Source organism: Tenacibaculum sp. Cn5-46 (genome assembly GCF_022347705.1).
Taxonomy (GTDB): Bacteria; Bacteroidota; Bacteroidia; order Flavobacteriales; family Flavobacteriaceae; genus Polaribacter; species Polaribacter aiptasiae.
On record NZ_JAKRGD010000006.1, the window covers coordinates 275,865 to 292,016 of the forward strand.

Genomic DNA, 16,152 nt, shown 5'->3' on the forward strand with positions numbered 1-16,152 from the left:
ATAAAAATAAAAAGCTCGTCAATTGACGAGCTTTTTATTTTTATAGTAACTTATTAACTAATTTTTCTAGTTTTTCCAATCTCTTCTTAAGATTTTTATTCTCTTTCTTAACCTTTTCAATTTCTAATTTTTGATTTTTTAAAGTCTCTATTTCTTTTTCTTGTTGAATAGTATATAGAGTTAACTCTTCAATCTTTTGTAATAATTTAGCATCCATTTCTCCCAAGTAGAAACCGTCTTTTTTTACTTCAACTGCACTTGGTATATCTTTCAAATGTCCTTTTTCTTTAATATGATTTTCAACTTCTTTTAAAGTTGGTAGTTTGTACTCTTTTTCAAATACAAAATCTGACCAATTAGGAAATGCTTCTACTTTAATTTTTCTAGCTCCTATAGATCCTTCTACAGCTAATTTATGAGTTCCTGTAGTTGATGTTCCTATTCCTACATTTCCTGCTTTATCAATTTTCATGGTTGCTCCTAATGTACTTCCATTTGGATAAAAATAAATTCCAGAAGCTGTATTAGCTGCAATAGTTGGAATACCAGCACCGTACTTATTTCCCCAAGAAAGGTTATGTCCATCTTTTACTATAATACTTCCATTTACGTCTAATTTCTCTCTTGGTTCAACAATACCTGCTCCTATATTTCCTGAATTCGTATTCATTACTAAAGAATGATCAACTCCATTAATTGTTCTATTTTTATCAAAACCAAAAAAACCAAAAACATCTCCTATTCCTCCTATATTAACTACATTATTACTCGCTGTTTTTTGTCTAATTAATGATTGATAAGTACCAGCTTTCAACTGAGTAGAAGAATTAATCCCTCCTGTATCTGTTTTCCCTGTAAGCCAAATACCTTGAGATGAAGCAAAATTAATATTTCCATTTACATCTAATTTTGCCGTTGGTATAATAGTTCCTACTCCTATAAATCCATTATCAACATTCATAATCAATGAATGATCAAAACCATTACTTGTTCTGTTTTTATCAAAACCAAAAAAACCAAAAACATTTCCTATTCCTCCTAAATTAACAACATGATTACTCGCTGTTTTTTGTCTAATCAATGATTGATAATGCCCTGTTTTTAATTGTGTAGAAGAATTAATCCCTCCTGTATCTGTTTTCCCTGTAAGCCAAACACCTTGAGATGCGGTAAAATTAATATTTCCATTTACATCTAATTTTGCTCCAGGTGTTTTTGTCCCAATTCCTACTCTACCTCCATTTTGCCCATGAAACCAAGTATTTCCTAGTTCATCTTCCATTTCAAAATGCAATCCATTTTGCGCTTTTAATTGCCCTTTAGTTGTAAATCCTCTTAAGGTAAAAGAATTGGTTCCACTTGTATTTCTTACATGCAATGCCAAACCATGAGTATTATCTGTAGCTCTAAAAACCCCATCTCCCATTACTTCTAACTTTCCAGAAGGAGTTTCTGTACCAATACCTATTTTCCCATCTCCTTTAACAGTAATTCCTTGTCCTTTATTAAAAACTTTTAAATCATAACCTACTCTGTTGGTAAAAAGACCTAATTGTTTAGAAGATGTGCTTCCTTCACCTAACCACCACATTTCAGCACCGTTTTTATCATAACCTCCAATCCAGCCATAAAAACTATCACTAGTACCTTCTTCATTTTTATTTTGAATTTTAACTACTGGAGCATTACTTGATATATGAAAAATTGATGATGGATTAGTAGTACCTATACCTACATGACCATTTGGTTTAAACGTCATAAAAGTATCATCATAATTTTTTCCAATATATCCATAAACAAAAGAAGAAACTCCATTATTGATGTCTCCTAAAGCTCCAAACGATATAAATTTCTCCGTATCATTTTGATTTACCAGCTGAAAGCTTCTAGCCCAACCTCCATTAAGCCCTGGCCAATTCGCTTTAATTTTTATTCCATTTGCTGGGGCATTTAACCCCACTAATACGTTAGGATCTTGAGCTTGTATCTCTGTTCCCCCCAGAAACATAGCAATTGCAAAAACTACTCTTTTCATTGTAATTATTTTGATTAATAAAATGTATAGAAATAAGGCCAGATTGTAAATAATCTAAAAAATTATGTAGTAGAAAATCATAGCACTTTTTCAACAGCAAACTTACTCAAAAAAAGAGACTTCCTTTCTAAAGTTTTAATCTTAAACTATTTTTCTTTAGATTCATTAAAAACAATTATCTTTGCCACATGAATTTTTCAGTAAAAGAAACCTTATATAAAATCTCTTGTGAAGATCGCAACTGCTACCAATTAGATTTGGGTTATAAAGTAATTGATTTTACTTTTTGTCAATTACTAGCATTTCGAAAAAAGATACTTCACTATTCTTCTTATGAATCTATAGAAAATATTATTGAAGGTGATAATTATATACTTCTTTTTGCTGCCGATAACAAACACCTTTTATTACTAGATGTACCTCAAATTTTAGAATTAAGAGAAACTGTATTATCTGCTTTTAAATAAATTCAGACCTTTACTAAGACTATTTTTAAATTAAGCTCCGCTCCTTTTTTAAGGCTATTTATTCTGTATCTTTATCCTAGTTACCAGCAACACTAAAAATAAGATAATATGGAAACAGCAATAAGAAGAGATATGATTTTAGATGTAGAAGTAGTGGATTTGCTAAACCATCAAATAATGATGGAGCAAAAAGCCTCTTCTAAATATTTAGCCATGGCATCATGGTGCGATCAAAGAGAACTTAGAAATAGTGCTACTTACTTTTATAATCAAGCAGAAGAAGAAAGAGCACATATGATGAAAATATTCAAATTTGTTAATGATAACGGTGGTAGTGCTTTATCTCCAACAGTAGACACTATTACTCACGAATATGAAAGCTTACGAGCTGTTTTTGAAGCTTCTTTAGATGCCGAAATTGAAGTTACAAAATCTATTCACCATGCATTTAAAACTGCAAGAAAAGTAGGTGATTTTACTTCTGAAATCTTTTTACAGTGGTTTGTTACCGAACAAGCTGAAGAGGAAGAAAAAGTAAGAGATATTTTAGATATGATAGACCTAATGGATGATATGCCTTTAAAAATGGTTGATGAACGTATTCCAACTGCTTAAAAAGCATATTAATTAAAGAAAACAAAAATAAAAAAGGTTCGTATTTTCATACGAACCTTTTTCTATCTCTATACTATATATCTTAGTATCTGTAGTGTTCTGGTTTATATGGACCTTCAACAGTTACTCCAATATAAGATGCTTGATCTTCACGTAATTCAGTTAACTCAACACCAATCTTAGCTAAGTGTAATTTTGCTACTTTCTCATCTAAGTGCTTTGGTAACATATATACTTCATTCTTATATGCATCAGCATTGTTCCATAACTCGATTTGAGCTAATGTTTGGTTTGTAAATGAATTAGACATTACAAAACTTGGGTGACCTGTAGCACATCCTAAGTTTACTAAACGTCCTTCTGCTAAAATGATAATATCATTTCCTTTTACTGTATACTTATCAACTTGAGGCTTAATTTCAACTTTAGAATCTCCATAAGTTCCATTTAACCAAGCCATGTCAATTTCGTTATCAAAGTGACCAATATTACAAACAATAGTCTTATCTTTCATTGCTTCGAAGTGCTCTCCTCTAACGATATCTTTGTTTCCTGTAGTAGTAATTACGATATCTGCATTTCCAACAACAGTTTCTAATTTCTTAACTTCAAAACCGTCCATAGCTGCTTGTAAAGCACAAATTGGATCAATTTCAGTAACAGTAACAATAGAACCAGCTCCACGGAAAGAAGCAGCAGTACCTTTACCTACATCTCCATATCCACAAACTACAACTCTCTTACCTGCTAACATTACATCTGTTGCTCTACGAATAGCATCAACAGCAGATTCTTTACATCCATATTTGTTATCAAATTTAGATTTAGTAACAGAATCGTTAACGTTAATTGCTGGCATTGGTAAAGTTCCATTCTTTACTCTTTCGTATAAACGGTGAACTCCTGTAGTAGTTTCTTCAGATAATCCATTGATTCCTTCTGCTAACTCAGGGTATTTATCTAATACCATGTTTGTCAAATCTCCACCATCATCTAAAATCATGTTTAATGGCTTACGATCTTCACCAAAGAATAAAGTTTGTTCTATACACCAGTCAAACTCTTCTTCGTTCATACCTTTCCAAGCATATACTGGAGTACCAGCAGCAGCAATAGCAGCAGCAGCTTGATCTTGTGTAGAAAAGATGTTACAAGAACTCCAAGTAACCTCAGCTCCTAAAGCTTGTAAAGTTTCAATTAAAACCGCAGTTTGAATCGTCATGTGTAAACATCCTGCAATTCTTGCTCCCTTTAAAGGTTGCTCATCTTTATACTCTTCACGTAAACTCATTAACCCAGGCATTTCAGCCTCTGCCAATTCAATTTCTTTTCTTCCCCAATCAGCTAAAGAAATATCTTTAACTTTGTAAGGAACGTATGTAGCGGTTTTTGTGCTCATATTTTTGTATATTTATGTATCTAAAATTTTGAGTTGCAAAATTACGAAATAACTTTCTAAAATATGCCTATTCACAAAACATTAACGGTAAACGACACTTCTAAAGTATTGATTTGGAAGATTGAAGAGTCTTTTGAAGATTTATCTAAAGACATTGAACTTACGAAAAGTAGTAGCGAACGTGTTAATAATATGAAGTCTGATTTACACAGAAGAGGCTTTTTAAGTGTTCGTCAATTGCTAAAAGAAGTAGGTTATACTGATGCCGATTTAGTGTATGATGAGTATGGTAAACCACATTTAAAGGACGGAAACTTTATTTCTATTACGCATTCTTTCACTTTTTCAGGTATTATCATTTCAAGTAAAAAGCCTGTAGGAATAGATATTGAGAAGCAACGCGACAAAATTGTAAAAATTGCACATAAATTCACTCCTATTGAAGAATATAAATCGATAGCCAACCACGATGCTTTGGTGAGTAAGCTAACTATTGTTTGGGGTGCTAAAGAAAGTTTGTACAAAATTTATGGTAAGAAAAAATTACTCTTCTTAGAAAACATTTATATAGAAGACTTCTCTTTTGATACCAATCAAACTACCGGTAAAATTTTATATGAAGGTGTAACTTCTGAATACAATATTCACTTCTTAGAAACGGAAGGGTTTACTTGTGTGTATGCTAGTTAAAATTTAGGGTTTTTAAAAACCTATATTATAGCATACTACACTATATTTGTTCTCCTAATTTATTTTTACAATGAAAATATCTGTTGAATTGACTTTGACTCCTCTTCAAAATGAGTTTGAACAGCCTATTATCGACTTTATAAAAAAGTTAAGAGCATCTGGATTAACCATTCGTGAAAATCCTTTAAGCACTCAGGTGTATGGTGACTATGATAAAGTAATGCAATTGATTACTTCCGAATTAAAAAATTCATTTGAATTGATAGATAACGGAATCTTATTAATGAAAATTGTAAAATCTGACCGCAGCGATTATGAACCAAATTTTTGATTTCCTCTTTGGCCAATATGCAACTTATGATCCTTTAGATGTTTGGCTAGAAATTATTGCTGTAATTTTCGGTTTCTTATCTGTTTGGTATTCTAAACAAAATAAGATTTGGGTTTTTCCTACTGGAATGATTAGCACCTCTATATTTGTTTATTTACTATTGAAATGGCAACTACTAGGCGACATGATGATAAATGGATACTATTTTATCATGAGCGTTTATGGTTGGTATATTTGGACTCGTAGAGTTGATGAAACTCATGTTACTCCTATTTCAAGAACCACTACTAAAGAAAAGAAAACAAGTATTATTATTTTTTTAGCAACACTAGTTTTTGTGTATGGTGTGTATACTTATTTCGACAAATGGAATAACTGGACAGCATATATTGACACCGTTACCACTGCCGTATTTTTTGTTGGAATGTGGTTAATGGCAAGAAGAAAAATAGAAAACTGGATCTATTGGATTATTGGTGATTTAATTTCTATACCACTATATCTATACAAAGGATTCACTTTTACTAGTTTTCAATATTTAATTTTCACCTTTATTGCCGTTTCTGGTTATTTATCATGGAAAAAGCACTTAGACAACAAAACATCAACCTTGTAAAGGTTGTTTTATTCGGACCAGAAAGCACTGGAAAAACTACACTTTCAGGACAATTAGCGCGTCATTATAATACCGTTTGGGCTCCTGAATTTGCACGTGATTATTTACAAGACAAATGGAACAATGAACGTAAAGTTTGTGAACAAAAAGATATTATTCCTATTGCAGAAGGTCAAATAAAACTAGAAAACGATTTAGCTAAAAAAGCCGATAAAATTTTAATTTGCGATACCGATTTATTAGAAACTAAAGTATACTCTGAAGAATATTATGGAGGTTTTGTAGACCCAATTCTTGATGAAGCCGCTGTTGAAAATACTTATGATATTTATTTCTTAACTTATATTGATACTCCTTGGGAAGCCGACGATTTACGCGACAGACCAGAGCAACGTTTAGAAATGTTTACTGCTTTTGAAAACACTTTAAAGAAATACAATCGTCCTTATGTTTTATTGAAAGGAGATAAAGAAACACGTTTTAAAAAGGCTGTTCAAATTATTGATGAAATCCTTTCCAAGAAAGAAAACCTATATTCTTTTTCTGATACTTTAACAGATTTAGATATGCATTTTATGCATCAGAACATAGATACTACCGATTATTCCTTATAATATGTATATCCCAGAACTGCTAAAAGAATTAAACTTTAAAGCTATTCGTAGTTCTGGTGCTGGTGGTCAGCATGTAAATAAAGTCTCTTCTAAAATTGAATTAACTTTCGATTTAGAAAACTCTAAATTTTTATCTTCTGAAGAAAAACAATTATTGATTAAGAATATCTCTAATCGTTTAACGAAAGAACATACCCTTGTTCTTTTTTGTGATGAAACTAGAAGTCAACACACTAATAAAGAACTTGCTACAAAACGTTTTCTTGAAATCATAAAACAAGGTTTAAAGAAACCTAAGGTTAGGAAAGCTACCAAACCTAGTAGAAGTTCAATCTTAAAAAAGGCAGAAAACAAAAAGCAACATTCTTTAAAAAAAGCACTTAGAAAGAAACCTCGACTTGATTAGCTTTTTACTTCTATCAAATAACTGGTTATTTAGAAAAATTCTCAATTGTTTGTATGCTATTATAAAAAACAGCTTTACCTTTGCACTGTTCTCGTAAAGGGGTGCCCAATATAGGCTGAGATCATACCCAATGAACCTAGAACAGGTAATGCTGTTTAGGGATTTAATTGTTATTACAAAGAGAGGTAAATTTACCTTGTAATTGATACTAATGAAGTAACATATTCATTGAAAGCATCTTGTAGTAACAAAACAATTATTCAAACCAAAACAACGAATAATTACCTCTTTTTATTCAATTTTATTTTATAAAAAATGAGACCGATGTCTTTTATTAAAAAAATGAAGATTTTATCTTCTCTAATGCTATTATTTGCAGCGTTTACTGCAAATTCTCAAAACTTTATCCTATCTGGTAAAGTAGTGAATAGCCAACAAGAACCTCTTGTAGGGGCAACTGTTGCTGTAAAAAGCTTAAAAAAAGGAACTTCTTCCGATTTTGAAGGAGGTTTTAAATTAAGCCTTGCCAAAGGAACCTATAATGTTACCGTTTCGTATGTTGGTTTTAAAACCATAACTCAAAAAGTTGATATCACAGCTAATCAAACAGTAAACTTTCAATTAACATCTGATGCAAATGTTTTAGATGAAGTATTAGTATCAGCAGTACGTGTAAAGGCTGACGCTCCTGTAACGCATTCTAATTTAACTAAGAAAGAAATTGCAAAACGTAACTTAGGACAAGACATTCCTATTTTAATGAATTATTTACCAAACGTTGTTTCTTCTTCTGATGCAGGTGCTGGTATTGGTTATACTTACATTCGAGTTCGTGGTTCTGATGCTTCTCGTGTAAATGTTACTGTAAATGGTATTCCATATAACGATGCAGAAAGTCAAGGAACATTCTGGGTAAATATGGGAGACTTTGCTTCTTCTACTCAAAGTTTACAATTACAACGTGGTGTGGGTACCTCAACAAACGGTTCTGGTGCATTTGGTGCTAGTTTAAATATATTAACTGATGCTGTTGCTGAAGAAGCTGGTGGAGAAATTTCTAACTCTTTTGGTTCTTATGGAACTAGAAAACACACTGTAAAATTTACTACTGGTAAAGTAAACGAGCATTTCGAATTTGCTGGACGTTTATCTAATATCTATTCTGATGGATATATTGATAAAGCTTTTACCGATTTAAAATCGTACTTCTTACAAGGGAGTTATACAGATGATAATACGTTAATTAAAGCTTTAGTTTTTGGAGGTAAAGAAAAAACTTTCCAAGCTTGGGCAGGAATTGATCTTAAACAATTACAAACAAACAGAAGATTCAATCCTTATACCTACGATAACGAAACTGATAACTATCAACAAGACCACTACCAATTACACTGGAATGAAAAGATTAATAAAAACTGGTCTACTAATATTGGTTTAAACTATACACGTGGTAAAGGTTATTTTGAACAATACAAAGCTGGTAGAGATGCTGCTGATTATAACAATTTAATTGTTGATGGAAGTGATGTTATTGTAAGAAGATGGTTAGATAATCATTTCTATGTTGCAAACGGAAACGTAACATATAAAAAAGATAACTTAGAAATTATTACTGGTGGTTCTTATAGTAAATATGACAACGATCATTATGGAGAAGTTATTTGGGGAAGCGATTTAGCTCCAAATGCAAATATCAGAGATCACTATTATGATAGTGCTTCGAAAAAAACAGATTTAAGTATTTTTTCTAAAGCTACTTTTAATGTTACCGATAACTTAAAAGCTTTTGTAGATATTCAAGGAAGGTTTGTTAACTATAAAACTTCTGGTTTAACTTCTGATAGAGATCCTATTAATGTAGATAAAGATTATAACTTCTTTAACCCTAAAGCTGGTTTAACTTATAAAGTGAATGACGAGCATAGTTTATATGTTTCATATGCAAAAGCAAATAGAGAGCCTAATAGAAATGACTTTGAAGGAGGAAACTCTAAACATGAAAGCTTAGACGATTACGAATTAGGTTGGCGTTTATCTACTCCTGTAGCTAAGATAAATACCAATATATATTATATGGATTACCAAAACCAATTAATTTTAACAGGAGCTATTGACCCTAACACAGGAGAACCTTTAAGAGCTTCTAGTGGTAGCAGTTATAGATTAGGTATAGAAATAGATGCTGATCTTAAATTATCTGAGCAAGTTTCCATGCGTCCAAATATTGCTTTTAGTAAAAACATCAATAGAGATTATCACGCTAAAATTGACGGAGTTTTACAAAACTTAGGAAACACTACAATTACTTTTTCTCCAGATATTGTTTTCGGAAATGCACTTGTATATAAACCAGTAAAAAACTTGCAATTAGCTTTCTTATCTAAATATGTTGGAAAACAGTTTATGAGTAATTTAGATAGTAGAGTTTCTGATTTAGATGTATTAGAAGGATTCTTTACAAGTGATTTAAATCTTGTTTACGAAATTCAAACAAACAAAATATTTAAATCGATTGTTTTTACTGCTTTAGTAAACAATATTTTCAACAAAGAGTATGTAGACAGAGGTTATTACTTTACGTATGACGATACTTGGACAAACCCTGGTACTACTACAACCGTAGATGGTTCTGGATACTATCCTCAAGCAACTAGAAACTTTTTAATAGGTGCAACCTTAAAATTTTAAATGGGAAAATTGCTTTGAATAAACTATGAAACCTAAGAGCCATACAATTGTATGGCTCTTTTTTGTTATGTACTAAAAATCGAACCTATAATTCATTTTAAAAGCTACTCCCCAATTTTGCCTTGATATTTCTTGATTAAAATTATCTGAAATTACCAAATAGATATAAGACAATGGTTTGTACTCCCATTGCAATCGTGAGTTTACATTGAAATTATCAAACTGTGTATTGTACTGCACATAAGTTGTCCAATTTAATCGGTTAGAAAAGAATACTTCACCTGAGAATCTAGCTAAGTGGAAAGTATCGCTTCCCAACTCATTTAAATCAATATCATTACGTTCGTATCTTACATACAATCTTGCTAAAGGCATTAATTTATAATCTACCCTCGCTATTAAACGATCTCTAGAACCTCCATAATAACTACCCAATTCATAACTTCCATCAAATTCTAACTTTCTATTTCTTGTAGTTCGATACCCAGCAGAAAATCGATAATAGTTATAAATACCTGGTTGTATATAATTTCCATTTCTTAAAGGATCAAAAGCATACTTTAGGTTAACATAATTATGCTCAACTCCTCCATAAATTAGGGAGCTATCATTAAATAATAAATCGTTATTAATATTCGTTGAAGATTGAGATACTACTCCTTCCTCATCAAAATAGGTATTGTTTGAAAATCCTAAGTATTTATAAAAGTTAATCTTTTTAGAATCTTTTGGAAAATGCGTCAAACTCAATCGTCCAATAGCTTGTGTATATCCTTCTCTGACTATTGTTTGATTAATTGCATCAAAATTATCTAGTCTTGGCACAAAACCAACATCGGTGATATAATTTCTTCCAACTTTTCTTACAGAAGTTTTCCAAGATGTTTTTAAGCTATTGTACCAAAGGCTCAAACTATAAAACTTATTATCGTCAGATATATTACTCGTAAAACTCTGGGCATAATTTGCCAATCCTGTCCATTTATTATTCTTTGAATTGTAGTTTACATTCAATCCTGCTACCCTATTGTAATCATTCAAAAATGAAAAACCATCGGTTTCTTGTCTGTTAATTATAAATCCCGTTGTTCTAAAAACATTCGATAATTGTTGCTCTACGACCAGTGCTCCATAATTTTGAGCTGGCTTCGTATCTTCTTTCTTTGTAGCCACATTCAATACTCCTAAACGTGTTTTCTTTGCTACATTCCCTGATAGTTTTAAACCAAATAAGATATCGGTTTCTGCTCCTATTCTTCTAGAGTAAAACGGATTTACACCACTTACACCTAATGAGGTAAATAAATCGCTATTTTCTATAAAGAAATTACGTCGCTCTGGAAAAAACACGGCAAAACGACTTAAGTTGGTCACTTGTGTATCTACATCTATTTGCGAAAAATCTGGATTAAGGGTTGCATCTAATTTTAAAGAAGAACTTACATTATATTGAAAATCTAAACTAGGTTTTATATTAGAGTCTTCTGTTTTATTTATCAAACTCTCCTGATAATCCATGGTTAAAGATGGCGTTAATGTAAACTTAGTAGGCTTATTATTCGATAAGTTTTCAACTTCAAAAGGTTCTGAGAAACGTAAATCATATTGTGAAAAATTACGATCTATTTTAGTACTCGTAATCCATTCATTTGTTTTAATATCTCTAGCGTGAAACATAATTCCCCAATTAGGACTGTCTTCTTTATACCCTAAAGCTTTTAATGGAATTTCAATTTCGTATATTTTTTGATTTCCTTTTACTGAAGTTTTAGCATTCCAAATTGTATTCCAGCTCCTACTAATCCAATAACCACTTCCTTTTCTCGATACCAATGCATCAATTAAAGCACCTCCCATATTCACAATAAAAAAATACCCCGATTGTTGTTGATTATAAGTATCAATAAGAACAGCAAAACAATCGCTATTTCCTCCTGAATTTCCTAAATCATCTCTTTTTAAAGATCCAACTTGTATCTTGTCTGTTACATCATAGTATACAGCACTTATATATAACTTTTTACCGTTGTGAAATATTTTCACTTCCATTTGTTTTGCTGCTATACTTCCATTCTTAGGCATATAATCAATAAAATTCCCATGTACATCTAACTGTTCCCAGATAGGTTCATTTAATTCCCCATCTAGTTTAATGATAGTATCGTTAAATACAATTCTATTTTGCTTTTGAGCCTGTGTCTTAAAAACTCCTAATAGCAGGAGCATGAATAAAACAATTCTTTTCATTTTTTAAATTTCAATAATTAAACATATTGCTTGGCCCGCTAAAGTATTGTGAGAAAGAATCGCTTTAAAAAAAGTAGACTAAATGACTATTTTTGTCTCTTGAAACTTATGAAGTATCAAACTTTGTTTTAGTCTATGATATTTATCTATTAAGCTACTTAAATTCATATTTAAGCTACTTTTAGTTTTCAGTATTATATATATTGTATTTTAGTCGCTTGATGGGTAAAACAAAAAAAATAACTTCTTTAATTAAAATCCCCCTAATACGTCATTTGTTATTTTGGTTAGGGATTTTCTCCTATTTCTTAATTACACTAGAAGCTTCATATTTTAGGAGTTACTATCAAGGTCTTGAGTCGCGATTAATTCTGTTATCAATACAAATTATAATTGCCTATTGTGTACTTTACATACTCATCCCTTATTTTTTAACCCCTAAGAAATACATCCAATTTAGCTTTTTCTTACTCATACTACTTATGTTGAATTATGCTCTTTTTGTTAGTCTTCAAGAGTTTTGGCATCTACCAAGGTATTTTGACAAAACACAAAACAATACGGATTACGATTCTATGAAAGGCTTTTTGGATCATATTTTTAAAATTCAAATTATAGTAAGTAAATCGGTAAAGTTTTTAACGCCAACAATTATATTATTAATCATTAAGTTTTATAACGAACAACAACGTTTCCTTAAAATAAACGAGCAAAAAAAAGCTACAGAATTAACTACATTAAAGCATCAATTAAATCCGCATTTTTTATTTAATACATTAAATAACTTATATGCATTAACTATAGAAAAATCGGATGAAGCTCCTGAAGTTATTGAAAAACTTTCTGAGATGTTAGACTATATGTTATATGGATGTAATGAGAAGTTTGTGTCCTTACAAAAGGAAATTGATCTGATAAAAAACTACTTAGCTTTAGAAAAAGTACGCTACGGTAATCGTGTTACAATTCAATTGAATACTCCTGAAAACTCCAGCGCTAAGATTGCTCCTTTAATTTTATTAACTTTTATTGAAAATGCTTTTAAACATGGGGTTTCACAAGAGTTGAATAAAGCTTTTATTCATATCAATATTGAATTGGAGGAAACTATGATTCATTTTAAAATAGAAAACTCTATTGCTAAAAATAAAATACCTTCTCGCAAAGAAAGTATTGGTATTGGTAATGTTAAAAAGCAATTAGAATTATTGTATGCAGACACTTACTCTTTAGCTATTCAAGAAGAAAACGATAGTTTTAATGTTGATTTAAAAATTCCGATTAAATGACCTACAAATGTTTAATTATTGATGATGAAGAACTAGCAAGAAGGTTGCTTAAAAATCATTTAATGCAATTGGATGATTTTGAATTGGTGGCTTCTTGTGCCAGTGCAATTGAAGCAAGTAAGTTTTTACAAGAAAACACTATCGACCTTTTGTTTTTAGATATTGAAATGCCAGTTTTAAAGGGAATTGATTTTTATAAAAATTTACTCCATAAACCTAAAGTAATATTTACTACCGCTTATAGAGATTATGCTATTGACGGTTTTGAACTAAATGCTGTTGACTATATTTTAAAGCCTATAACTTTTCAACGTTTTTTTAATGCAATTGAAAAGTTTAGAGCGCTACAAATGGTAAATACCTCAACTCCTATAATTGCTAGTCTACCTGAAAACAACACTTCCTTTATTTATATAAGAAAAGATAGAAAGCAGGTTAAAGTTAATTTTGAAGACATCTTATATATTGAAAGCTTAAAAGATTATATCAAAATTCATTTGGCTAATGAACATCATATTACCAAAACCAGTATTTCAGCTTTTTTACAAAAGCTAGATCAACGTTTTATTCGAATACATCGTTCTTATATTATAAATAAAAATAAGATTACTGCTTATACTAAAAATGATATTGAAATTGGGCGTATGGAAATTCCTATTGGCGATAATTATAGGAAAGACATTGATGCCTTTTTAAATTAAGTTGCCTTTAAAAACAATTTTACTACCGTTTATTACACAAAGGCTTCCGTTTATTAATTCTCTTTATATAAATGCTTTTTTAACTCCTACATTTAGCTGCCTCTTCCTCTGTATTAAATCAGCAACTAATATATGTGGGAACCGCCTAGGAAACTATTACTTTTATTAATTTTAACCTCTATCGCTTTAAGTATATTTTCTTATTTTCTAATAGACTGGAACAACTTTAATAAAAACATTATCTCAGCTGTAGAAGAATTGGGGTTAACCTTTGTGTTTATCTATTTTTTATTTCAACTTATCTCTAGTATCTATAAAAACAAGTAGGATATTTATTCTTTTGTAGAATCTATTTTTAATAGATTCCTTAAGTTTTACATTCTGTTATTTTTCATAACTCTTTTGCATTACTTCCCATAAATTTCGAATAAACGGTGTTACTTCCCAACAGTCATTAATATCTATATCCTCTTCATAACAGCCCCAATAAAAGATAGTATATTCATGAACTATTTTATCACACAGTAATCTAGTACTTATTTCATTCCAATACTTTTGTAAATCATCTTTATTACCTTGATCAGTTGTTGCTTGTATCATTATTTGCATTAGTACAAACTTTTGATCTTCATCAATTAGCTTATCATAATGTTTAATATACTTTTCTATATCATTTGGATTAGCGACTTCATAAGACCAATCTTGCATCAAATCATCATATGGTAACTCTAATGTTTTTGCTAAACTAATTATAGCACTTCTAGTTCCACATCTAAATTTTGGTTCTTCCATATTCCCTTTTTTTAATAAACAAGATAAATTTAGTCCCCTCTTTACCCCCTTCTTACTTATAAAATAGTACTGGTTTTCTGAGATATGCAGCAAAGATTGTTGCTATAACAATTAAAACAGTAACTTCATAAGGCTTGCCCTTATACATATGAACAAAGACTATGAAAGTCATATAAAGCGCTAAAAAAGTAGTTCCAATTACTAATGTTTTATGATATAAAAACAAGAGAACAGAAATTAACAAAAAGATTCCTGTTGCAATCATGATACTGCTATTGACTACAACTTTACCTGTTTGATTTGGATTCAAAATTTTATCTAATCCGTTTGCTATGTATATAAGTACAATTACTAATGAAGGCAACCATGTTAATACAATTTTTAAAACTTTGTTCATTTTATGCAATTTTTGGAAGTGAAAGTACAAAGTATTTATGATTGGTAAAAATTACTTATAATTCTTCTTCTGAAAAGTTAAATCTCATTAGCATTATCAATTTTCATTTTACTTTCATAAAGCTTTACTTAGCTGTAAGTCTCCACATACCATATAGATTTTCAAATAATTCTTCTCCTTTGTTAGGTTGATTTAACTCTTCAGATACAACATATACTGAAGCGCCTCCATCAATACTAAAAGTTTGACCTTCTATTATTTTAGGATTCTCAAATAATTGATATAAATTAAACGCTCTTATTAACTCTTGCCCTTTTTCATAATCAAGTCCGCTAACTATTGTGTCTTTTAGAAGCAGATTATGCATTCCACATGAATACAAACCTGATAAAATAGAACTAACTGCGTTACAAACAAACATGCCATAAAATCTTTCTATCTCCTTATTCTTTTGCAACATAAGCCATTGATCTTTTGAGAAAGCTAAACCTGCTGATTCTATTTTAACACCATAACCTCCAGACTCAACAATTAAAGATGTAATATTCGCAAGCTCTTCTATAGCTTTTAATGATTCAACTCTTTTTGTTAAATAAATTACTGAATTATGTCTTTTTACTTCATTGATTTCATCCTTTTTAATACCATTTACCTTTCCAGCAAATGCAAACGCAATAGGTATTCTCTCATCCTTTTCACAAATTTCTAATTCAAAGTTTTCTCCAGAGATTGTGTTCATTAAAATTTGGCCTGCAAATAAATATTGCTGTTTGCTTGATTTTAATATCATCTCAACAATTTCTGTCCTAGATTCCCATTTTACGGGTATACATATTACGGTATCTGAATACATTCTTTACACTAA

Annotated in this window: 16 protein-coding genes and 1 riboswitch; of the genes, 10 read left to right on the top strand and 6 right to left on the bottom strand. The window is 30.6% G+C overall.

What is annotated here, in order from left to right; translation table 11 throughout:
- Positions 1-40 precede the first annotated feature (40 nt).
- Positions 41-2,035 carry a hypothetical protein gene (locus MHN29_RS13920; protein ID WP_235275160.1) on the bottom strand — a complete coding sequence of 665 codons (1,995 nt, stop codon included), beginning with the start codon at positions 2,033-2,035 and terminating at the stop codon, positions 41-43.
- A gap of 188 nt (positions 2,036-2,223) precedes the next feature.
- Between MHN29_RS13920 and MHN29_RS13925 the strand changes: the two genes are divergently transcribed.
- Together MHN29_RS13925 and MHN29_RS13930 are read left to right on the top strand one after the other, a co-directional pair.
- Entirely contained in the window at positions 2,224-2,502 is a 279-nt protein-coding gene (locus MHN29_RS13925; RefSeq protein ID WP_235275161.1) for a hypothetical protein, read from the top strand.
- Between the two features lie 108 nt (positions 2,503-2,610).
- Complete coding sequence (locus tag MHN29_RS13930; protein ID WP_150901288.1) at positions 2,611-3,117, top strand: ferritin; 507 nt, start codon at positions 2,611-2,613, stop codon at positions 3,115-3,117.
- An 82-nt stretch (positions 3,118-3,199) separates the two neighbouring features.
- Here MHN29_RS13930 and ahcY read toward each other — a convergent pair whose 3' ends face one another.
- A complete protein-coding gene (ahcY, locus tag MHN29_RS13935) occupies positions 3,200-4,516 on the bottom strand; it encodes an adenosylhomocysteinase (RefSeq protein ID WP_150901290.1) in 1,317 nt (438 codons plus the stop codon).
- Between the two features lie 63 nt (positions 4,517-4,579).
- Between ahcY and MHN29_RS13940 the strand changes: the two genes are divergently transcribed.
- From MHN29_RS13940 to MHN29_RS13965, 6 genes are all read left to right on the top strand, one after another.
- Positions 4,580-5,206: a 4'-phosphopantetheinyl transferase superfamily protein gene (locus MHN29_RS13940; protein WP_235275162.1), complete on the top strand. Its 627-nt coding sequence runs from the start codon at positions 4,580-4,582 to the stop codon at positions 5,204-5,206.
- 70 nt (positions 5,207-5,276) lie between these two features.
- A complete protein-coding gene (locus tag MHN29_RS13945; protein ID WP_235275163.1) occupies positions 5,277-5,537 on the top strand; it encodes a thiamine-binding protein in 261 nt (86 codons plus the stop codon).
- Positions 5,521-6,153 carry a nicotinamide riboside transporter PnuC gene (gene pnuC / locus MHN29_RS13950; protein WP_235275164.1) on the top strand — a complete coding sequence of 211 codons (633 nt, stop codon included), beginning with the start codon at positions 5,521-5,523 and terminating at the stop codon, positions 6,151-6,153. Before MHN29_RS13945 ends, pnuC begins: the two co-directional genes overlap by 17 nt.
- Positions 6,114-6,767: an AAA family ATPase gene (locus MHN29_RS13955; RefSeq protein ID WP_235275165.1), complete on the top strand. Its 654-nt coding sequence runs from the start codon at positions 6,114-6,116 to the stop codon at positions 6,765-6,767. The genes pnuC and MHN29_RS13955 overlap by 40 nt, the downstream gene beginning before the upstream one ends.
- A gap of 1 nt (position 6,768) precedes the next feature.
- Entirely contained in the window at positions 6,769-7,173 is a 405-nt protein-coding gene (gene arfB, locus MHN29_RS13960; RefSeq protein WP_235275166.1) for an alternative ribosome rescue aminoacyl-tRNA hydrolase ArfB, read from the top strand.
- Positions 7,174-7,260: 87 nt separating this feature from the next.
- A riboswitch (TPP riboswitch) is annotated at positions 7,261-7,353 on the top strand.
- Between the two features lie 162 nt (positions 7,354-7,515).
- Positions 7,516-9,861 (top strand): TonB-dependent receptor, encoded by a 2,346-nt coding sequence (locus MHN29_RS13965; protein ID WP_235275167.1) that lies wholly within the window; start codon positions 7,516-7,518, stop codon positions 9,859-9,861.
- Positions 9,862-9,933: 72 nt separating this feature from the next.
- On the opposite strand, the gene MHN29_RS13970 is transcribed toward MHN29_RS13965, so the two are convergent.
- The gene (locus MHN29_RS13970) at positions 9,934-12,108 is read right to left on the bottom strand and encodes a DUF5916 domain-containing protein (protein ID WP_235275168.1); all 2,175 of its coding nucleotides are present in this window, start codon (positions 12,106-12,108) and stop codon (positions 9,934-9,936) included.
- 482 nt (positions 12,109-12,590) lie between these two features.
- On the opposite strand from MHN29_RS13970, the gene MHN29_RS13975 reads away from it, so the two are divergent.
- Together MHN29_RS13975 and MHN29_RS13980 are read left to right on the top strand one after the other, a co-directional pair.
- Positions 12,591-13,397, top strand: a complete 807-nt coding sequence (locus MHN29_RS13975) for a sensor histidine kinase (RefSeq protein ID WP_235275169.1) — start codon at positions 12,591-12,593, stop codon at positions 13,395-13,397.
- Entirely contained in the window at positions 13,394-14,098 is a 705-nt protein-coding gene (locus MHN29_RS13980; protein ID WP_235275170.1) for a LytTR family DNA-binding domain-containing protein, read from the top strand. Before MHN29_RS13975 ends, MHN29_RS13980 begins: the two co-directional genes overlap by 4 nt.
- Positions 14,099-14,482: 384 nt before the next feature.
- Here the strand turns inward: MHN29_RS13980 and MHN29_RS13985 are convergent, their stop codons facing one another.
- From MHN29_RS13985 to MHN29_RS13995, 3 genes are all read right to left on the bottom strand, one after another.
- Entirely contained in the window at positions 14,483-14,890 is a 408-nt protein-coding gene (locus MHN29_RS13985; RefSeq protein ID WP_235275171.1) for a hypothetical protein, read from the bottom strand.
- 52 nt (positions 14,891-14,942) lie between these two features.
- Entirely contained in the window at positions 14,943-15,287 is a 345-nt protein-coding gene (locus tag MHN29_RS13990) for a hypothetical protein (protein WP_235275172.1), read from the bottom strand.
- Positions 15,288-15,411: 124 nt separating this feature from the next.
- Positions 15,412-16,140, bottom strand: a complete 729-nt coding sequence (locus tag MHN29_RS13995; RefSeq protein WP_235275173.1) for a hypothetical protein — start codon at positions 16,138-16,140, stop codon at positions 15,412-15,414.
- Between the last annotated feature and the right edge of the window lie 12 nt (positions 16,141-16,152).